Here is a 19,255-nt window from a genome sequence, read left to right on the forward strand (position 1 = left end):
TTTGGGAATCAAATTACATACAACGTGTTCGTGTATGATTTTTTGCGGATTGAGCCGAAGCTATTTTTGGCTTCGGATGAGCCACTTGTGGCGAAAAATCCGCTGGAGGAAAATGGCAAGGCTTTGACTTGCGAATTTTCCGATTAGATAAATATACAAATTGTAGGATAAAATCTTCCTCTTAACCAACATTGCGTAGCAATTAATTATACACGTTGTTACCTGTTGTTATTAATCAACGGACCAATCTAAAACGTTTAAAATATCATCTAGTCCAAAATATATATAAATTTCACCGTCAGGTTTTATTAGTAAATGATTTATTTTAAATTGTGAACTTTGAAAAAACAACTTTTCTAATAAATCATAATTATCAAAATGGATATGTTTCTGTTTATTCGGTTCAATTTGTGAGTCTTTGGTTCCAATTAAGAAAGATTGATATCGATCGGAGTTGTTTTTTATCCATTTCCAATATCTTTTGTATTTGGAATCTTTATAAATGTTCTTGTTATTTTTCCTATACAAATGTATCATAGTCTTTTTTTCTTGGTTGAATTCAGGACCAATAATCTTTGTCAAGAACATTGTAATTTGTTTGAGCTTAATTGAGTCAAGTATTCCAATATTTTTATGATTATAAATATTCTTAATAATTGAAGAATCATTTTCAATTTTTCTTGTGTAATATTTTCTATTGTCAATTGATTCAAATACTGTTTTGTCAATTTCATTATTTTGATAATAATAGTAAGTTTTTTTGTTTGAATTTTGACAAAAACAGTTGATTGAAATTAAGAATATTATTATAGTTTGAATGATTCTCATAATTACAGGTAACGTGTTCGTGTATGGTTTGTGCGGAATTTCAGCCGAAGCGCTTTTGCGCTAGGATGAGCCATTTCAGGCGAAAATTCCGATGGAAAAAAAGCGCAAGGTTGCGTTTGGCTTTTTTTCCAAGTAATCATACTTGTTTGTTTAAAGATAGAAATAATAATTGAAGTTCAAGTGATAGCATGAATTATACACGTTGTTGTACAACGTTTTTTATTCGCTATATGTAAAAGTATAATCTGAGTCTTCAAGTTCTTCAAAAGTTAAGTCTATTCTTTTTAAGACTAAATTATTAGCCCTTATTTCGTTCCAAGGAGAAGAATCGACTATTTCACTAGAAAACACATAAACTGAAAACTTCCCTTCTGGAAGTTCAGAATATATTTGATTCCAATTTGGATCCACGTATTTACCAGAACTACCATTCGCAATTATCGATTGTAGTCCAAGAGGTTTTTCCATAGGTAGAATAGTGTCTGAAAAATGTCCAATTGTAAAATCTTCGGAATTATAAAAATATACATCAATAGAAGAATCATTTACTAACTTCAAACCTTTTCCTTCATGTTCATCTGGTTTACAGTTTGTTATTAATACTGCGATAATTATTAAAAAAGTATATTTTATTTTCATTTATTTCTATTCTTTGTATTCAATAGATGAATGAATTATCAAAAGGTTGCGTTGATTTTGATTTTTTTGAAATGTTGTACAACGTGTTCGTGTATGGTTTCGTGCGGATTTTCAGCCGAAGCGCCTTGCGCTAGGATGAGCCATTTCTGGCGAAAAATCCGATGGAAAAAAGGAGCGAGGCTGTGTCTTGCTGTTTTTCCAAGTAAACCATTCAGTTTGTTTAAAGATATAAATTTAAATTGAAGTTCGTGAGCTAGCATGAACAATACACGTTGTTAGGCAATGTTTTTATTTTCAATTTGTGTAATAACATCTTCTATCGCGTTGACTAAATTTTCATAAAGGTTTTTGTCATCTAATTCAAAATCAGTTACTTCAAAATGTCCAAGTTTGTCCGTTTTTCTTTTTATGAATTTAGCAGAATCTCTACTGATTTTGGAATTAAATTTTCGTCCAGAATGAGCAATCATATTCCGAATTAAATTCAATAAATTAAATAGTTGCTCGTGTTTCTCATCTTTAAAAACTTCAATTCCAAAACCAGCTTTTAGTGTTCTTTTCCAAGTTGGTAAATCATATGAGTTTTCAATAGCTATGTGGTCAATTATAAAAGTCCGAGTACTCTTTTGAGTTTTCCAATCAAGTATGTCATCTACAGAAATTTTTTTGTCTCTCGGTAAACTATCAGGGAATTTAATATAAAGTTCTCTCAAAAAATCAGTCATAAATGCTTCAAAGGAAGCATAGAGCCTAATAAAACATAATTCATATATTTGGTTAGTCTTTTTTTCATCGAAAGTAATTTTTTCCAATGCACCTTCAACTTGACTATTTAATAATTCTCTAAATTTTGGATTTGATGTAAATTTTTTAAAAACTATAACATAGGTAATTAACCCAGTTAGAAGCTCATTCATTTTTGCAATGTTTTCCTTGAGTTCACCTATCGATTTAAATTTTTTTCGTCTTGTCATTCAAATGTTGCCTAACGTGTTCGTGTATGATTTTTTGCGGATTGAGCCGAAGCTATTTTAGCTTTGGATGAGCCACTTGTGGCGAAAAATCCGCTGGAGGAAAATGGCAAGGCTCTGACTTGCAAATTTTCCGATTAGATAAATATACAAATTGTAGGATAAAATCTTCCACATAACCAACATTGCGTAGCAATTAATTATACACGTTGTTGTACGATGGCTTATTCTCCTTTATAATTTGTGAGTCTATTATTTCTAGTAAACTTTAGGTCGTTCTGTTCTCTTCTTAAAATCGACATGCTATCTATTCTATTCTCTCCATTTACAGCACCATAAAAGACATAATCATAGAGTTCAAAACTGTTATCATTTTCGTTTCCTATATATGCTTTTGTTAGAACAATTTTTTGATGATATTTCGCTATTTCATTTTCAATGCTTTTTATAAAAAGTTCAGTGCTATCCAAACTTTTTTGATATTGCTCTATTTTTGAAAGAATTTTTTTGCTCTTTGAGTAATTCATTACATTGTTAAGTAATTCCCTTTTCTCATTTAATTTATCTAATACTATTTGCTCAAGTTCAATTCCATGATTTAAACTATTAATTCTAGTGTTTAATATAAAATCGAAATCAACAGTTGTTTTTTTTAAGATATTGATACTGTCAATTTGAATTGTATCATTTTCTGTTTCCGCCGAAATATAGTAAGCACTTACTATTTCCGATTCTATGTTGTCATTTTTACATGAGAATATAATTAGGAATAATAGAATATTAATTGAATACTTCATTTCTCAGCTTGCGTACAACGTGTTGTGTATGGCTATTTGCGTTGGTTAGGTCTAATTTAGTAAAAGAAAACGAACCAGAGGAAAATCCGAAGGATTTTCCGAGTACACACAGAATAGCAATTAGTTATACACGTTGTTGCCAGTAGTTTTTATTTTCCACACTGTTTCTCTTAACGATACTTTAAATTCATCTCCTATGTTTATTTCTTCCATCATTATTTTAGTATTCAGATTATTTTTTGTTAATACTTTTATTGTGAAAAATACATTAGTCGAATCATAAATAAAATACTTTTCGGTTATAATTCCGTCAACTGAGAGATCAAATGAATTTCTAAATTCCCAATCCATAGTTGGACATGGGTAATCAACAACACTATTGTTTTCACTTACAGGCATTTTAATATTAATAGTGTCATTTACTTTATAATTTTTATAAATTTCTAATCCTTTTTTTAGTTGTATTTCAGCACATTCAAATATTGGTTCCCAGTAATCTTTAAATCGGTTTACTTGTGATTCAAGTTCAATATTTTGGTTGTTCAAATATCTTTGATACGAAGTGAGAATAATTGAAGACATATCGTCATAATGGTATATACCAATTGAATTAAAAAAATCGTTCAAGTTCTCAGACTGTTCGTGATGTCTTAAAAGGTTATTTCTCAAATACATTCCAATTCCGAAATGATAATTTCTCGGTGTTGTATCATTTTCTGAATAGTTTTTAAAATTCTCTATTTCTTTCGAATCCCAATTTTCATTAAGATACTCAAATGAGTAAATTAATTCTTTAGGAATTTCTTCTCTTTTATTACAAGATTGTATTGATAAAATTAGAAGAATTAGAATGAATGTTTTCAATGTGTTTTTCAAATTACTGGCAACGTGTTCGTGTATGGTTAGTTGCGTGTTTGAGCAACTAATTTAGCAAATAAATCACAGATAGAATGTTCCGTAGGAATATTCGTAAGTAGGCTAGAACTAGCAATTAAATATACACGTTGTTGTACGTAGTTTTTAATTTACTTTATTTTGGTGTTCTTTTATTTCAGATTCAGATAAATTCAAAAAGCGAGCTGCGTTATTATAATAAATATCTCGTTTTTCTTTTTCAGTTAACCAGTCCATATTATAAATTATTTCAATGTGCTTTCTAACTGTTCCAAAATAGTCAGAGGCGAACATCAATCTGTTTCCAAGACCTTCACGAAACAATTTTTTTACATTTGGTTCCCAAACCTCTTTTGGCATAAATAAACTTACTGCTGAAACTTCGCAATATATTTGAGGGTATAATTTCATCAATTCTATTGCTTGTTCTGAATAACCTCCTCCATAATGCAAGATATAAATTTTTAAATTAGGATGTTTTTCTAAAATAGGTTTTAACAATTCTGGATTTGCGAAAGCTGGATTGTAATTAGGTCTTTCCTCTTTGTTTACCCTTTCTGGTGGTGGTCCAATATCAGCATGAATGCCTATTGGAATACTAAATTCTTCAGCAATTTTCCAGTATGGTTCTAGTCTCTTATCGGTTGGTGGAATTCCATAGTAGTTAAACATCGATTCTCCCAAAATTTTTAGTTTTCCGGTCTTATATATTTCCCGAAGTTCTAATTCATTAAAAAACTCTTTGTCGCAAGGTTCATCTTGTTCGACTGTTTTCATGCAAGGAAAAACCAATCCTCCCCAAAAAAGGCTATCAGTTTCAACATACATTTTAGAGTATTTTAATGTTCCTCCACCAAGTGCTAAAACCACATTGTTTTTATTGTAATCTTCAATAATCCAATCTATTCGCGCACTATCAATATCTACTTTTCGTTGGTTATAAATCTCATTATCTGCATACCCTTTAGTAATATGGAAATGCATATCGATAATTGGTTGATTCTTTAAAAATTCATCAATATTATTTTGAGCAACAATTGATGAAGTTGTAAAGATTAAAAACAAGGCTATTATTTTTGAAACTATATTTTTCATGATTTTGTCAAATTACGTACAACGTGTTTGTATATGGTTTGTTGTGTGGTTTAGCACTTAATTTAACAAATAAAAACCGAATAGAAAATCCGCGAGGATTTTCGTAAGTAGGCTAGAACCAAGCAATAAATTATATACGGTGTTAGCCATAGTGCTTTACACTATAAGTAATTCACTATTCTTTATTTCAACTGAATTTTTTAAGCGTAAAACTATATTTCGTTTTCTCTTTAAATTTAATAAATAATTTGGTGTGAGTGAGAAATTCGTAAAGGGTTCACTTTGGATAGGTAAGGACGCTATCAGATATGCAGTATTCTCAATAGTGATTATTCCGTTTTGAAAATAGTAATATCTTGTTTTTAAAACTTGTTTAATTGCTTTTCTTAAATTTCTATTATTGTTTCTTGGTAATGAACTATACTTTAATTCACAAAATAATACCCAAGAAGTATTTGTAGATACAGTTGGGAAAATTACTGCCTCACATTGTGATTTTGGATTTCCATTTGAATGAACAAAACTATTATTATCAAACTCAATTCCATCAATATCTAAAAGTGGTGGATTATTTATCGTGAAATAATTTATGTCAATTGGTGGATTTGGTGAAAAGAATTCAACACTCCTTTTAATTAAATCCCTTTTAGTTTGTTCTGTATAATCTGCAATGTGTGTGTTATCACTAAAGTTATTTATTAAATTAAATTGATGAACATACTTTATTTGTATTCTTTGTTTAATCATTCGTAATGGTTCAGCATTATATAAAATTCATCCATTACTTCTTTCATTTGAGCATCAAAGAAGTTCTCTCCTATTAATCCATCATTTTGTTGGATAGTGTTAATCATTCCATTTTTAATCTGAAAAATCGAAATTAATTTCGGGTCAATTTTTGAGTGAATACAATCTAATTTATTTTTTTCCGAATCAGAAAGATTATTATGAATCAAACTAGCCATTATACAATTATTTAATGCATAAAGGATATATGGACTATGAGTTGTAATTGTAAGTGTATGATTTCGTTTCGTTTCGCTAATTCTATTTAACAAATAATAAACTAATTCTTTTTGGGTTTTTGGAAACAAATTTTGTTCAGGTTCTTCAATAATAAAGCTTGAATAATGATAATCAGATTTGTTCTTAACTAGATTTAAAATTTGTTCAACTCTATCATTTAAAGAAAATTTTTCAAATTCCGAATCACTCTTACTAGAGTACTCTTTCATTACCTGAGTTATTAAACTTTTTATATTTTCTTTTTCGTTGACACTAGAGGATTTCTTTTTCTTGTAAAAGCTGTTAGTTAAATAATCAATAATCATTATAAGTGGTATTACTGATTGTAAGCCACTAGAAGCGTTTCGTAAAGAGATTTCTTTTTTCGGTTCAATTAATGTTAGTACATCCGAATCAGTATCTTCAATGTGATGGTAATTTATGCCTAGAGATAGAACAGGTAAAGACTTTTCTTTAGAATATTGTTTTTTTGCATCGTACCAATCATATAAAAAACTCATTATATTGTCGTTAGTTTCTTTAAATCGAGAAAGGTTAGGAATGACAGATACAAAGTTTCTTTCAGCAGGAATATAGATATTTTTTGATTTTAAATATTCAAGATTCCTTTCTTTTCTTTTAACCTTTTCTTTAAAACTGGTGCCTTTATATTGTATAAGAACAAAATCAGTTTCGTAAGAGTAACTTGAGTTTTTGTTAAAATAATTCTCATCAACCTTATGAAATTCTATAAACTGTTCCTTAAAATCATATTTATATTCTCCATCCAATAGATATCTTTTTTCAACCCATTGACAATAACTAACAATTTTAGCAATGGTACTTTTTCCACTACTTTGTTCTCCCATAAATACGTTAACCTTATTCAAACTAAAGTTAACTTCATTTATAGGTCCAATATTTGATATTTTTATGCGTGTGTTATTCATTTAACTTTTTACTCCTAATTTTAGATGTAAAGGTAGTAAAATTGATTTTAGATTTATCAACAATCTTGCTTTAGATTTGTTGCGTTAATGTCTTGAATTCGGCTCGGTTTTTCAGCATTATGGCTAACGTGTTCGTGTATGGTTTCGTGCGGATTTTCATCCGAAGCGACTTTCGCTTTGGATGAGCCACTTGTGGCGAAAAATCCGATGGAAAAAAGGAGCGAGGTTGTGTCTCGCTATTTTTCCAAGTAAACCATTCAGTTTGTTTAAAGATATAAATTAAAATTGAAGTTCATGTGTGAGCATGAAGTATACACGTTGTTGTAAAACGTTTTTAGTTAATTGTTTACAAAAATCTCTATTAGTTCGATTGAAATAGAGGATAAAATTTTTCCACCATTTTTGTTGGATGTTCATCTCCAACTTGACTCACTAAAAACGAACCACCCCAAACGACATCTGGAAATTTAATAATCTGCTTGGTAATCTGATTTATTGAACTTACAGAGCATTTTTCAACAGCTTCATCCATTGGTATCCATTGCACATCATCCTTTCCTTCCGGTATTTTGAGTTCACCACTAACATATTTAGCAACAAAATAACTTCTTAAAGTAGAATATGGATGATAATCATATTTGTAACTGAAATAACCTTGAAGTTTAGGTGATGTTATTTTTATGCCATATTCATTTGATAAACTATCTAGACCTTCTTTTATAAACTGAGATTTATTATAGACTAGAGATGGTGTAAACCATAAATCTTTTTGATTAGACATTAAAATTTCATTATAATCATTAATAATTATAAGGCGCTGTACCGTAAAGTTGTGAGTTGGATCCTGATGTTCATTTCTATTACAGGATAATAAACAAAATATTGCTAATAATATAATAATCTGTTTTTTCATAAATTTATTTTTTCACAATGGTTCAAAATGTTTTACAACGGTTTCGTATATGATTTGTTGCGTGTTATAAGCGAGTAAGTTAGCAAATAATAACCGAAATAGAAAAGCCGAAGGGCTTTTCGTGAGTAGGCGAGAAGCAGCAATGAATTATATACATTGTTGGCAAACGTTTTTTATTTTCCTGCGTACTGTTTCCACGTAATATTTCCGAACGTTTTGCTATTCATACGTTATTTGCATTTTTTACTTAAATATCAAAAAAATCTTCGAATTATTATTCCGTTTTTTCCACAAAGAGAATCAGTATCGATTGATTTAAGCAACCAAATTCCGTTTAATTAAATGGCGAACAGTTCAACCGTACGTTTTGACATTCCGCTTATCAGCCAAAAGTTGAGGATTGCTATATTTTCGAATTAATGAGTAAAAGTTGGGCAAGCCAAAATTCGTGCGTAAAGTTCCGTAAGAGTGATAAAATCCAGTGTAATATTTTTTAAGATTCAGATTATACTTCTAGCGTAATATTTGTACTGCAAAAACTAATAGAATTGGGTGAAAGCCCTAAAATTATTGGTGTGACGAAATGTTTGCCAACGGTTTAGTATATGGAAAGTTGCGGGTTTGCGTGCGAGGAATTTCCGAAGGAAATTCAGACGTAGCAAACGTGCAACGACCTTTGATTAAGCACAAAACAGCAATTTTTTATATACTGTGTTGTGTGTAGTTTTTTATTTTTTCAGTTCAGTTTTGGCATTAATTTCCGTGTTTGTTTTAATGCTCTGTGTTTAATTCCCATTTCAGAAATCAAGTCAAGATAATCACAAAATTGCGTATTAAATTTCCTGTATTCAGTTTGGTTTTCAATATGAATTTCCCAAAGTGCTCCAGAACCACCAAACAACTCTCGGCTAACAACTAATTTTTTAAATTCCGATTCATTCTTATTTTCAGCCGCAAGTCGGATTTCAGATAAATAGTCGACATAAAAACCAAGTCCGTTATCAATTAGAGTTTGTCCGAGCAAATCAGATTTCAGAGTCAGTTCCAAAACATTTTTATCCGAAAAGTCAATCGGTATTTTCTTTTTTTTCAGAAAGTCAAATATTCCCATTTAGTTTCTTTTCAGTTCGGTTGCTCAAATTACACACAACGTGTTCGTGTATGATTTTTTGCGGATTGAGCCGAAGCTATTTTTAGCTTTGGATGAGCCACTTGTGGCGAAAAATCCGCTGGAGGAAAATGGCAAGGCTCTGACTTGCTAATTTTCCGAGTAACTAATATAAGAATTTTATCTAGATCGTTTACATAACCAACATTGCGAAGCAATTAATTATACACGTTGTTGGCAACTGTATTTTTTATTTTCACTCGCCAAATTATAAAATTTATTAAATAAATTATTCCAGAAACTACTGCTATATAAAAAGCGAAATGCTCAAAATCCGAAGTTCGTTCTCCAGTCAAATATTCATATACATAGAAACTTCCAGCACTATCTCCGAAATCGAATTGAAATAGAAAAATCAATGGATAAGCCAAAATTCCAATCCAAGCTAATTTTTTGTCAGAAGGTTTTAAATTGTCAAAGTGATTTGATAATTGATATAAAAATAAAAGGTGAATTATTCCGAAAATTAGAGTCGAAACTATTCCAAAAAGAAAAAGCCAACCAGCTATACTTAATCTTGCAAGAGTGCTTATCAATCCAAGCGCAATTCCGATAGTCAGTATAATGTTTTTTTCGTTTTTCATATTGTTGCCAACTGGTTATATCCAAACAAATATAACACTTTTTAGGTGCTAATTTCTGGATATGCCAAGTTTTGTCTTGTCTTTTTGGGTTTCCATTATATGCTTAACGGCATGATCTAACGGACTCTGTATCGCTAGTAAATCCTTTTTCGCAACATGTGTATATATCATCGTCGTTTCTGGTTTTGCATGACCTAATAAAGATTGTATATAGCGTAAATCGGTTCCTTGTTCTAATAAATGTGTCGCATAACTGTGCCTTAACGTATGTGGTGTCACACGTTTTTTTATCTCTGCTGTACGACAAGAAGTTCTTAAAAAGGCACGAATACTTTCCGGACTGTATTTGCCTTCGTTTCGTCCTTCAGCAAAATACTTTTTAGGTTTATAAGTATGTAAGTAATTATGCAAAAGTGGTAAAAAACTTTCAGCAATAATAACATAACGGTCTTTCCGACCTTTAGAATTCTTAATCGTTATTTGCCTTCTATCTATATCAATATGATTTAATTCTAAATTAATTAACTCGCTAATACGGAATCCGCAAGAGTAAATTAGCGCAATAATTGCACGATGTTTTAAATTCTTGGTCACACTTATAATTTGAATCACTTCTTCTAACGATAAAACAGTCGGCAATTGTTTATTTCTTTTCGGACGAACAAGTTCAAGCGCTTCAATTTTTATATTAGGATAAAACTGTTTAAAAACTTTTAATGCACTTATAAATTGTCGTTGTTTGCTAATCGAGTAGAGTCGCTTTATATAAATATCTTCAATATAACGCTCAACATGCCTATTGGTTAAATCCTCAATCCTATTTTTATAATAATAAGCTATAAAATCTGCAACCAAAAAAGTATAGGTTTCTATAGTGCTTTCACTATAACGCTTGCCTCTTAAATATTTTTTAAAATAATTTATAATTGTTTTTTGCCCTTTGGTTAACGATGTAGTGTGGTGATACTCTTGTTTTTTATGATTGCTCTCTAGAATATAATCGTTTATCGTGTAATCCTTCAACGTGTTTTTAATGATTTGTAAAGCTTTCGGACTATGCTTTACATACCAACTTTTTAAACTCAAACTCCATTTTCTGCCAGGAATTGTTTTAACTAAATCAATGATTTTATCATCGTATTTAAAACAAATAACAATTTGCTCAACATTGTGATGACGCTTTGATTTAAGCGTAATTATAGGCTTTTTCATATATTTTTTTATAAAAGAGATTAATCTTTAAATATAGAAAAAAATCGACACAAAACCAAGCTAACTTACTTCCATTTTATATTGCAACCAATACTCGGTTTTTGAGGCTTCGTATTAGACTCGTTTGCTAGAATACAATCTAATGCATGCCTTAAATCACTTCCACTTACAGCAATACCATTTCCAGGACGTGAATCGTCTAATTGCCCTCTGTAGGTTAGTCTTAACGCAGCATCAAACACATATAAATCTGGCGTGCAGGCTGCATCATAAGCTTTGGCAACATTCTGCGTTTCATCATATAAATAAGGAAAAGGATACTGGTTTTCTTTGGCATGAATCGTCATTTTGTCTGGAGCATCTTGCGGATAATTCTTTGCGTCATTGCTTGATATCGCAATAAAACCTATCCCTTTTTCTTTAAACTCATTAGCTATCGCAACCAATGCTGCATTCACATGAATCACAAACGGACAATGGTTGCAAATAAACATAATCACAGTTGCTTCAGGGCCTTTTAATTGCTGAAGACTTAACGGTTCATGCGATACTGTATCATATAATTTAAAATCTGGTGCTTCAGTACCTAAAGGAAGCATATTCGAAGGTGTTCTTGCCATAAGATAAAATTTTCTCTAAAATATAAAAATTCATATCTTCATCGTCGCTAACTTATAATAAATGACAGAAACTATAAACTTCGAAGATTTTACTAAAGTCGATTTACGTGTCGGAACCATTGTTGAAGTCCACGATTTTCCCGAAGCACGCAACCCAGCATATCAGCTCAAAATCGATTTTGGTAGCTTAGGAATCAAGACGTCCTCAGCGCAAATTACGACACTCTATAAAAAGGAAGAGTTAATTAACCGACAAATTGTGGCTGTAGTTAATTTCCCCAAAAAACAAATCGGAAAATTCATGAGCGAATGCCTTGTTCTTGGAGCAGTCGATGGTAAAGATGTTATTTTACTCCATCCAGAAGCCAATGTATTAAATGGCTCAGTGGTTTCATAATGGCTTTTTGGGCGTTCCACTTTTATTTAAAAGTGTCGCGCTTTCGCAAGTCGCTTTTTTAAAAAATTAAAAAGAGCTCCAACAATTGCTCAATCGCTAACGCAACTAAAGGTCTTTTATGCTAGAACTAGATGATGTTCAAATTAATTTCGATACTAATGCACTTTGGATTCTCAATCTCGCATTGGCTGTAGTGATGTTTGGTGTAGCACTAGGTGTGACGCTTAACGATTTCAAACAATTAGTGCGACAGCCTAAAGTAGTGGTTCTTGGTATAGTCTCGCAATTCGTATTACTGCCTTTTATTACTTACCTCTTTATTTTGCTTATTAAACCTCAAGCGAGTATTGCACTAGGCATGATAATGGTTGCGGCTTGTCCTGGCGGAAATATTTCTAATTTTATGACACATTTAGCCAAAGGAAATACAGCGCTTTCTGTGAGTCTTACAGCTTTTGCCACTTTTCTTGCCATGATAATGACACCACTAAACTTTCAGTTTTATGGCAACTTATACGCACCTACAGCACAATTACTGCAAAGTGTAGAACTCGACTTTTTTGAGTTGGTAAAATTAGTATTACTAATCCTTGGTATTCCTCTAATCTTAGGCATGACCTTACGAAGTCAAAATAAGAAATTGGCAGAAAAGCTATCTAAAATATTAAAACCTTTTTCTATAATAGTCTTTGTTACTATTGTTATCATTGCCTTTTCTAATAATTTAGATGTTTTTTACAATTATATAGATCGTGTTTTACTTATTGGTATAAGTCATAATATAATTGCATTAACTTTGGGCTTTTTATTAGCAAAGGCATTTGGGTTGTCATTTAAAAATCAAAAGACCTTAGCAATTGAAACAGGAATACAAAACTCTGGTTTGGGATTATTGCTTATTTTCACCTTTTTTAATGGTCTTGGTGGCATGGCAATCATAGCCGCATTTTGGGGAATCTGGCATATTGTTTCAGGTTTGAGTTTAGCATTTTATTGGTCAGCATCTAAAAAATAATACCTATTGAAATACCTTTGGTTACATAGTATAAGAACATATATAAGATTCGGACTCTTCTGTTATTACAAGAGTTTTAGAGTATATAACACACAACATGTTCCAAAAAATAAACCTGTTTTGTTTTTAGCTAACCATCAAAATGCATTAATCGATCCGTTATTAATTGCGACAAAATCTGGGCGATTTTCTTACTTTTTAACTCGTGCTTCTGTATTTAAAAAACCTTTAGTAAGTAAGTTTTTGCATAGCTTGCAAATGCTACCTGTGTATAGAATACGTGATGGTTGGAGTAATATAAGTAATAATAATTCAATATTTTCTACATGTACAGAGCTGTTGCATCAACATAAAGCAATAGTTATTTTTCCAGAAGGCAGTCATCATATTAATAAAACAGTTAGACCTTTAAGTAAAGGGTTTACACGAATTGTTTTTGAAACTTTAGAGAAATATCCAGATATCGATTTGCAACTCATTCCTGTAGGTATAAACTTTAAACAGTCTGAAGCTTTTGTTGATCGCACAGCGCTTTTCTTTGGTAAGCCCTTAGACGCGAAGGCTTATTTGCAAAAAGATAGAAATAAAGCTGTAATAGCTTTAAAGCAGGATGTACAAGAAGCCATTTCAAAATTAACCACACATATTCCTAACGATAACTATGAGGAGACGTTTAAAAAATTAGAGCAGCATCATGTGGACTACCTTAATCCTGAGGCAGTAAATACCTGTATTCAGACTAATTTTGAAACCTGTAAAGTAGGTGTGAAGCCTAAATTTAATCCGTTTAAACCTCTTGTTAAATATATCCTTCTCATAAACTTCATCTTGCCCTTTTTGATTTGGAGGCATGTTATCATTCCAAAAATAAAAGAAATTGAGTTTAAAGCCACGTTTAGATTTGCTATTTATGTGACCTTATTTCCTATTTGGTTTTTTGCAATTACACTAATTTTAGGCGCTTTTTTTGGATGGCAAGTGGCATTAGGTTATGCGCTTAGTATAACAGTTTTATCGTTATTGTATGTGAAGGTTTTCTAACGTTCCGAGTTTTTTTAGAAAAACTTACCTCTCTTTAGCATAAGAGAGGAGCAGGTTCTCGTTATAATGTATGTGAGAACTAAAAAAAGGAGGTTGATTTACTAATCAACAATAGCAGTAAGGCCTTTAAAATTTAAAATAGTCTCGGTTTTAGTGTAGGTAATACTATATGAAAAACCTTGCAATTGAGCGCCTCTATAACCTTTACCTCTTGTTTTATGAAGGTTTTCAATTTGGCTCCAGTCTTTGACTAAAAACTGTCCTGTTGCGCACATATTTTCATTAGTAATGCTGACCAATAAATAGTCTTGGTTGTTTTTGGTTATAACAGCTTCTAACCAAAAGGCGAGGTTTTGTTCTGTGCTTAATTCACGCGTTAATTCGTCATTGTAAATTTTAGAATCTATAGCGTTATCTATGTAAATGCGATTTAAATTTTCGCAGCGAGGTTGATCGCAACCAGATAAAAAAAGGCTTGCTAATAGCATACCAACAAAAATGATTTTTTTCATAATCTTAAATAAAAAAACCGTTACTGCGAAGTAACGGTTTGTAGAATTAAAGAATGTTATTAGATATCATCAAAATCAACATCAGTAAAACGACTTTCTACCGAATCTGTTGTTTCAGTTGAAGTATTGTCTGTTGTAGAAGTTGTGTCATATTCTTTTTTAAAGTCTTTTTGGTGACGTTCGCTAATCACTTCATCACCTTTTTCAGCAATAATATAATCAGTCATCTCAGCTAAAATGCTATTAAACTCAGAAAAATCTTCTTTATATAAATAGATTTTATGTTTTTTATAATGAAATGAGCCATCATCATTGGTAAACTTCTTACTTTCAGTAATTGTTAAGTAATAATCACCAGCTTTAGTTGCTCTTACATCAAAGAAATAGGTACGTCTTCCAGCTCTTAATACTTTCGAATAAATTTCTTCTTTCTCCATCATGCCATTAGTTTCCATAGTGTGGTTTTATATTAAAGGATTAATTAATAGTTGTTCAAAAATCAAAAAAAAATCCATAAGAACCAACAAATATTATATTTCTTTTTAAAGATGCTGTTATATAGGCTTTTATGAAACCTATAAGAGTTATACTTTTTCAGAGCTTTGTTTTAAGTATAAGTCTTTGTAGTATCCTGGGTTTTGAATAAGGCTTTCATGCGTACCATGTTGAACGATTTTACCATCATCTAAGACAATAATTTTGTTTGCGTTTTTGGCAGAAGACACTCTGTGACTGACAATTATAGTGGTTTTACCTTTGGTGACTTTTTTAAGGTTGTTTAAAATTTTCTCTTCAGTTTCTGTATCAACAGCAGACAAGCAATCATCAAATAATAAAATTTGTGGTGCTTTTATAATAGCTCTTGCAATAGACACACGTTGTTTTTGTCCACCAGAAAGCGTGATGCCTCGTTCGCCTAAGACCGTGTTATAACCTTGGTTAAACCCAATAATATTGTCATGAACTTGGGCGTATTTTGCAGCTTGAATGACTTCATCATTTGTAGCGTCTTCTTTACCAAACTTAATGTTGTTGTTTATAGTGTCGCTAAACAGAAACGCATCTTGTGGCACATAACCAATACTGTCTCGTAAGCTTTTTAAATTGATTTGGTCAATGGCTTTGTGATCGACAAATAATTGTCCGCTTGAAATATCGTAGAGTCGTCCGATTAAATCTAAAATCGTAGATTTTCCTGAGCCTGTTTTTCCGATGATAGCTAATGTTTCTCCTTGATTTACAGTAAAACTGACACCTTTTAAGGCTTCTATATTGGTGTCGTCATAAGTAAAAGATACATTTTTAAAGGCGATATGACCTTCAATAACAGAAGGAGCTTCACTATTATTTTTAATTTCAGGCACTAATTTTAAAAAATCATTAATTCTTTTTTGTGAAGCTTCCGCAGTTTGAATGATAGAAGTTACCCAACCAACTGTCGCCACTGGCCAAGTTAGCATATTAACATAAATAATAAATTCGGCAATGGTTCCTAAGCTTTCAATTTCACCATTTATATATTGCATACCTCCAACATAAATCACTAATAAATTACTTAGACCGATGAGTAAAACCATCATTGGAAAAAATAAAGCCTGAACTCTAACTAAGCTTAATTGTTTTTCTTTACTAGCGGTTGAAAGCGAATCAAAATTAGCAGAAGTCTGAGATTCTATGCCATAAGCTTTAATAATAGAAACACCACTAAAAGATTCTTGGGTAAAGGTAGATAGTTTAGATAAATACTCTTGAACTATTGTACTTCGTTTATGTATTTCTTTGCTGAGTTTGTAGATTGCAATAGAAAGAATAGGAAGTGGTAAAACCGTATATAAAGTCAGTTTTGGAGCCTGATTGTACATATATATAAGCGCAATAACAAATAAGGTAAAAGTGTTTATGCTATACATAATGGCAGGTCCAGCATACATACGTACGCGACCAACATCTTCGCTAATACGATTCATTAAATCTCCAGTTCTGTTTTTCTTATAAAAGTTTAATGAGAGTTTTTGGTATTGTTGATAGATTTCATTTTTCAAATCAAATTCTATGAAGCGCGATACGTTTATAATGGTTTGACGCATTAAGAAGGTAAATACACCAGCAACTAATGCAGCGCCTATAATGTAGAGGATGTTTTCAAAGAGTTCTGTCTTTACAATAGTCATGTCTGTAACTAAGCCATTTCTATAGTCATCGACAACATTTATAGATTTTCTAATGAGCTGAGGTGTGAACAGTAAAAAAATCCTTGCAATGATAGTAATCAAAATTCCAAAAAGTAATCTCGATTTATATTTTAAAAAGTACTTGTTAAGATGCTGTAATTCTTTCATTTACAGATTTGGTATATATATAAAGTTTTTAACAATTTCATAAATTAACAGCATTTATGTTGTGTTTATATGAATATTCGCTTAATTTTGCGCGTTGTTTTTTTGAATTTCATAAAAGAACAACATAATCCTAAATAAAAAATAAATGGTTTCAGATATAATAAATGCTAATGATTTAAAAAAAATGGATCCTGTTTTCGGACAAGTTTCATTTGATAATCATGAGCAAATCGTTTTTTGCAACGACAAAGATACAGGTTTAAAAGCAATTATTGGAATTCATAATACAGTATTAGGTCCAGCGCTTGGAGGCACTAGAATGTGGCAATATAACAACGAATGGGAAGCACTTAACGATGTGCTTAGGTTATCACGAGGCATGACTTTTAAGTCGGCAATTACAGGTTTAAACCTTGGTGGAGGAAAAGCAGTTATTATTGGTGATGCTAAAACCCAAAAAACACCTGAACTCATGAAGCGTTTTGGTGAGTTTGTACATTCTTTAAGCGGACGATACATTACTGCAGAAGATGTAGGTATGGAAACAGCTGATATGGACTTAGTGCGTGAAGTGACTCCTTATGTTACAGGAATTTCAGAAAGCAAAGGAGGAGCAGGAAACCCTTCACCAATTACAGCTTATGGCGTATTTATGGGAATGAAAGCCGCAGCTAAATATAAATTTGGTTCTGAAATATTAGAAGACCGAACAGTTTTAGTTCAAGGTATTGGACATGTTGGTGAATCTTTAGTAGAACACTTAACAAATGAAGGTGCAAAGGTTATTATTACAGATATTAACCAAGAACGATTACAAGAAGTAAGTCAAAAATATGACGCATCGATTTATACTGGGAATGATCTTTTTAGTGAAGAGGTAGATATTTATGCACCTTGCGCTTTAGGAGCAACTATTAATGACGATACCATTAATAAGCTAAAAGCTAAAGTAATAGCAGGAGCAGCAAATAATCAATTAGCAATAGAAGAAAAACATGGCGCGATACTTCAAGAAAGAGGTATTGTTTATGCACCAGATTTTTTAATTAATGCTGGCGGAATTATTAATGTGTATGCAGAATTAGAAGGCTATGATAAAAAAGAAATTATGCGTAAAACAGAAAATATCTATAATACGACACTTGAAATTTTATCGAATGCAGAAACTAATAAAATTACAACAAATAGAGCTGCATTAAATATTGCTCAAAGTAGAATTGAAAACAGAAAAAAAGAGAATTCTAAATAATTCTTTTTAAATAAATACTATTTTTGCAAGGCGAGAGTGATTAACTTTCGCCTTGTTAATTTAAAGTTCTTTGTAAATATGCTTAATAGAAGACATATACGTATTAAAGTCATGCAAACCTTATACACTTTTAAAGGAGGAGAAAGTGACGATTTTAGTAAAGACCAAAAGTTTTTAATGTACAGTATAGACAATATGTATAATTTGTATTTATTAATAATGTCTTTATTAATAGAAGTACATAAGAAAGCAGAAATACATTTAGATAAAACCCAAAAGAAACTTCTAGCTACTCAAGAAGATAAAAATCCCAACAAAAAATTAATCCATAATGAAGTGTTTCAGTTATTAAAAAATAATGAAGCCCTTTTGGAAGCTATAAAAGCACATAAAATTAATAATTGGGAACTCGATGAGGAGTATGTAGATATCATTTTTAGAGCGCTACTTTCAAGTGATTTGTATGCAGAATATATGCAAACAAAAACGTCTGATTTTAAAGAAGATAAAAATTTTATTGTCGATGTATTTAAAGAAGTAATAGCTCCTAATCCTAGGTTATATGAATATATAGAAGACAAGAATTTAACGTGGTTAGACGATTTGCCAATAGTTAACACAGCCATCCTAAAATTATTGAAGCAAGTTAAACCATCGTTAAAGCCAAATCATTTTACACCTAAATTATATAAAGATGAAGGCGATAAAACGTTTGCAATTGAGTTGTTAAAGAAAAGCATTTTAAATCAAAGCAAACTAAATGCCGAGATTCAAGGAAAAACTAAAAACTGGGACGCAGATCGAATTGCAACAATAGATTATATTTTGATGCAAATGGCCATTTGCGAACTGTTAAATTTTCCGTCTATTCCAGTAAAAGTAACAATTAATGAATATTTAGAAATCGCCAAAGAGTACTCTACACCTAAGAGTAGTATTTTTATTAATGGGATTTTAGACAATTTAGTAAAGGAATATCAAGACCAAGAAAAACTAAATAAAATAGGTCGAGGATTGATGTAATAA

Annotated in this window: 21 protein-coding genes; 5 read left to right on the forward strand and 16 right to left on the reverse strand. The window is 31.2% G+C overall.

The window, feature by feature from the left end:
• Positions 1–231: 231 nt before the first annotated feature.
• From ACFS5M_RS09680 to ACFS5M_RS09740, 13 genes are all read right to left on the reverse strand, one after another.
• Positions 232–828 carry a hypothetical protein gene (locus ACFS5M_RS09680; RefSeq protein WP_183489559.1) on the reverse strand — a complete coding sequence of 199 codons (597 nt, stop codon included), beginning with the start codon at positions 826–828 and terminating at the stop codon, positions 232–234.
• 219 nt (positions 829–1,047) lie between these two features.
• Positions 1,048–1,467 carry a hypothetical protein gene (locus ACFS5M_RS09685; protein ID WP_183489562.1) on the reverse strand — a complete coding sequence of 140 codons (420 nt, stop codon included), beginning with the start codon at positions 1,465–1,467 and terminating at the stop codon, positions 1,048–1,050.
• Positions 1,468–1,742: 275 nt separating this feature from the next.
• Entirely contained in the window at positions 1,743–2,441 is a 699-nt protein-coding gene (locus ACFS5M_RS09690) for a hypothetical protein (RefSeq protein WP_183489566.1), read from the reverse strand.
• Positions 2,442–2,662: 221 nt separating this feature from the next.
• Complete coding sequence (locus ACFS5M_RS09695) at positions 2,663–3,235, reverse strand: hypothetical protein (RefSeq protein WP_183489569.1); 573 nt, start codon at positions 3,233–3,235, stop codon at positions 2,663–2,665.
• Positions 3,236–3,355: 120 nt separating this feature from the next.
• Entirely contained in the window at positions 3,356–4,099 is a 744-nt protein-coding gene (locus ACFS5M_RS09700; protein ID WP_183489572.1) for a DUF6794 domain-containing protein, read from the reverse strand.
• 156 nt (positions 4,100–4,255) lie between these two features.
• Positions 4,256–5,224 carry an amidohydrolase family protein gene (locus tag ACFS5M_RS09705; protein WP_183489575.1) on the reverse strand — a complete coding sequence of 323 codons (969 nt, stop codon included), beginning with the start codon at positions 5,222–5,224 and terminating at the stop codon, positions 4,256–4,258.
• A 156-nt stretch (positions 5,225–5,380) separates the two neighbouring features.
• On the reverse strand, positions 5,381–5,971 hold the full coding sequence (locus ACFS5M_RS09710) for a hypothetical protein (protein WP_183489578.1): 591 nt from the start codon (positions 5,969–5,971) through the stop codon (positions 5,381–5,383).
• Positions 5,968–7,179, reverse strand: a complete 1,212-nt coding sequence (locus ACFS5M_RS09715) for an ATP-binding protein (protein ID WP_183489581.1) — start codon at positions 7,177–7,179, stop codon at positions 5,968–5,970. The genes ACFS5M_RS09710 and ACFS5M_RS09715 overlap by 4 nt, the downstream gene beginning before the upstream one ends.
• Positions 7,180–7,540: 361 nt before the next feature.
• Positions 7,541–8,092 carry an NUDIX hydrolase gene (locus ACFS5M_RS09720; RefSeq protein ID WP_183489584.1) on the reverse strand — a complete coding sequence of 184 codons (552 nt, stop codon included), beginning with the start codon at positions 8,090–8,092 and terminating at the stop codon, positions 7,541–7,543.
• Positions 8,093–8,828: 736 nt separating this feature from the next.
• A complete protein-coding gene (locus ACFS5M_RS09725) occupies positions 8,829–9,203 on the reverse strand; it encodes a hypothetical protein (RefSeq protein WP_183489587.1) in 375 nt (124 codons plus the stop codon).
• A gap of 215 nt (positions 9,204–9,418) precedes the next feature.
• Positions 9,419–9,844 carry a hypothetical protein gene (locus ACFS5M_RS09730; protein WP_183489590.1) on the reverse strand — a complete coding sequence of 142 codons (426 nt, stop codon included), beginning with the start codon at positions 9,842–9,844 and terminating at the stop codon, positions 9,419–9,421.
• Between the two features lie 48 nt (positions 9,845–9,892).
• Positions 9,893–11,056: a site-specific tyrosine recombinase/integron integrase gene (gene xerA / locus ACFS5M_RS09735; RefSeq protein WP_183489593.1), complete on the reverse strand. Its 1,164-nt coding sequence runs from the start codon at positions 11,054–11,056 to the stop codon at positions 9,893–9,895.
• 65 nt (positions 11,057–11,121) lie between these two features.
• The gene (locus ACFS5M_RS09740) at positions 11,122–11,676 is read right to left on the reverse strand and encodes a thioredoxin family protein (protein WP_183489595.1); all 555 of its coding nucleotides are present in this window, start codon (positions 11,674–11,676) and stop codon (positions 11,122–11,124) included.
• 61 nt (positions 11,677–11,737) lie between these two features.
• Between ACFS5M_RS09740 and ACFS5M_RS09745 the strand changes: the two genes are divergently transcribed.
• The 3 genes from ACFS5M_RS09745 (at position 11,738) to ACFS5M_RS09755 (ending at position 14,129) form a co-directional block, all read left to right on the forward strand.
• Positions 11,738–12,073 (forward strand): tRNA-binding protein, encoded by a 336-nt coding sequence (locus ACFS5M_RS09745; protein ID WP_183489598.1) that lies wholly within the window; start codon positions 11,738–11,740, stop codon positions 12,071–12,073.
• Between the two features lie 118 nt (positions 12,074–12,191).
• A complete protein-coding gene (locus ACFS5M_RS09750) occupies positions 12,192–13,088 on the forward strand; it encodes a bile acid:sodium symporter family protein (RefSeq protein WP_183489601.1) in 897 nt (298 codons plus the stop codon).
• Positions 13,089–13,094: 6 nt separating this feature from the next.
• Positions 13,095–14,129, forward strand: coding sequence for a lysophospholipid acyltransferase family protein (locus ACFS5M_RS09755; RefSeq protein ID WP_221267594.1), 1,035 nt, complete (start codon positions 13,095–13,097; stop codon positions 14,127–14,129).
• 101 nt (positions 14,130–14,230) lie between these two features.
• Here the strand turns inward: ACFS5M_RS09755 and ACFS5M_RS09760 are convergent, their stop codons facing one another.
• The 3 genes from ACFS5M_RS09760 to ACFS5M_RS09770 form a co-directional block, all read right to left on the reverse strand.
• Positions 14,231–14,641, reverse strand: coding sequence for a hypothetical protein (locus ACFS5M_RS09760; RefSeq protein ID WP_183489604.1), 411 nt, complete (start codon positions 14,639–14,641; stop codon positions 14,231–14,233).
• Positions 14,642–14,700: 59 nt separating this feature from the next.
• Positions 14,701–15,096, reverse strand: coding sequence for a PUR family DNA/RNA-binding protein (locus ACFS5M_RS09765; protein ID WP_183489606.1), 396 nt, complete (start codon positions 15,094–15,096; stop codon positions 14,701–14,703).
• Positions 15,097–15,225: 129 nt separating this feature from the next.
• Positions 15,226–16,980, reverse strand: coding sequence for an ABC transporter ATP-binding protein (locus ACFS5M_RS09770; protein WP_183489609.1), 1,755 nt, complete (start codon positions 16,978–16,980; stop codon positions 15,226–15,228).
• A 145-nt stretch (positions 16,981–17,125) separates the two neighbouring features.
• On the opposite strand from ACFS5M_RS09770, the gene ACFS5M_RS09775 reads away from it, so the two are divergent.
• Both ACFS5M_RS09775 and nusB read left to right on the forward strand, forming a co-directional pair.
• On the forward strand, positions 17,126–18,229 hold the full coding sequence (locus ACFS5M_RS09775; RefSeq protein WP_183489612.1) for a Leu/Phe/Val dehydrogenase: 1,104 nt from the start codon (positions 17,126–17,128) through the stop codon (positions 18,227–18,229).
• Positions 18,230–18,307: 78 nt separating this feature from the next.
• A complete protein-coding gene (gene nusB, locus ACFS5M_RS09780; protein WP_379898697.1) occupies positions 18,308–19,252 on the forward strand; it encodes a transcription antitermination factor NusB in 945 nt (314 codons plus the stop codon).
• Positions 19,253–19,255: the final 3 nt, after the last annotated feature.

The sequence above is a fragment of the Lacinutrix iliipiscaria genome (assembly GCF_042686125.1).
Taxonomy (GTDB): domain Bacteria; phylum Bacteroidota; class Bacteroidia; order Flavobacteriales; family Flavobacteriaceae; genus Oceanihabitans; species Oceanihabitans iliipiscarium.

What these genes read in the sequence shown, in the direction of transcription:
- ACFS5M_RS09680 (WP_183489559.1), bottom strand. Translation starts at nt 828, where the DNA reads ATGAGAATCATTCAAACTATAATAATATTCTTAATTTCAATCAACTGT.
- ACFS5M_RS09685 (WP_183489562.1), bottom strand. Translation starts at nt 1,467, where the DNA reads ATGAAAATAAAATATACTTTTTTAATAATTATCGCAGTATTAATAACA.
- ACFS5M_RS09690 (WP_183489566.1), bottom strand. Translation starts at nt 2,441, where the DNA reads ATGACAAGACGAAAAAAATTTAAATCGATAGGTGAACTCAAGGAAAAC.
- ACFS5M_RS09695 (WP_183489569.1), bottom strand. Translation starts at nt 3,235, where the DNA reads ATGAAGTATTCAATTAATATTCTATTATTCCTAATTATATTCTCATGT.
- ACFS5M_RS09705 (WP_183489575.1), bottom strand. Translation starts at nt 5,224, where the DNA reads ATGAAAAATATAGTTTCAAAAATAATAGCCTTGTTTTTAATCTTTACA.
- ACFS5M_RS09710 (WP_183489578.1), bottom strand. Translation starts at nt 5,971, where the DNA reads ATGATTAAACAAAGAATACAAATAAAGTATGTTCATCAATTTAATTTA.
- ACFS5M_RS09715 (WP_183489581.1), bottom strand. Translation starts at nt 7,179, where the DNA reads ATGAATAACACACGCATAAAAATATCAAATATTGGACCTATAAATGAA.
- ACFS5M_RS09720 (WP_183489584.1), bottom strand. Translation starts at nt 8,092, where the DNA reads ATGAAAAAACAGATTATTATATTATTAGCAATATTTTGTTTATTATCC.
- ACFS5M_RS09725 (WP_183489587.1), bottom strand. Translation starts at nt 9,203, where the DNA reads ATGGGAATATTTGACTTTCTGAAAAAAAAGAAAATACCGATTGACTTT.
- ACFS5M_RS09730 (WP_183489590.1), bottom strand. Translation starts at nt 9,844, where the DNA reads ATGAAAAACGAAAAAAACATTATACTGACTATCGGAATTGCGCTTGGA.
- xerA (WP_183489593.1), bottom strand. Translation starts at nt 11,056, where the DNA reads ATGAAAAAGCCTATAATTACGCTTAAATCAAAGCGTCATCACAATGTT.
- ACFS5M_RS09740 (WP_183489595.1), bottom strand. Translation starts at nt 11,676, where the DNA reads ATGGCAAGAACACCTTCGAATATGCTTCCTTTAGGTACTGAAGCACCA.
- ACFS5M_RS09745 (WP_183489598.1), top strand. Translation starts at nt 11,738, where the DNA reads ATGACAGAAACTATAAACTTCGAAGATTTTACTAAAGTCGATTTACGT.
- ACFS5M_RS09750 (WP_183489601.1), top strand. Translation starts at nt 12,192, where the DNA reads ATGCTAGAACTAGATGATGTTCAAATTAATTTCGATACTAATGCACTT.
- ACFS5M_RS09760 (WP_183489604.1), bottom strand. Translation starts at nt 14,641, where the DNA reads ATGAAAAAAATCATTTTTGTTGGTATGCTATTAGCAAGCCTTTTTTTA.
- ACFS5M_RS09765 (WP_183489606.1), bottom strand. Translation starts at nt 15,096, where the DNA reads ATGGAAACTAATGGCATGATGGAGAAAGAAGAAATTTATTCGAAAGTA.
- ACFS5M_RS09770 (WP_183489609.1), bottom strand. Translation starts at nt 16,980, where the DNA reads ATGAAAGAATTACAGCATCTTAACAAGTACTTTTTAAAATATAAATCG.
- ACFS5M_RS09775 (WP_183489612.1), top strand. Translation starts at nt 17,126, where the DNA reads ATGGTTTCAGATATAATAAATGCTAATGATTTAAAAAAAATGGATCCT.
- nusB (WP_379898697.1), top strand. Translation starts at nt 18,308, where the DNA reads ATGCTTAATAGAAGACATATACGTATTAAAGTCATGCAAACCTTATAC.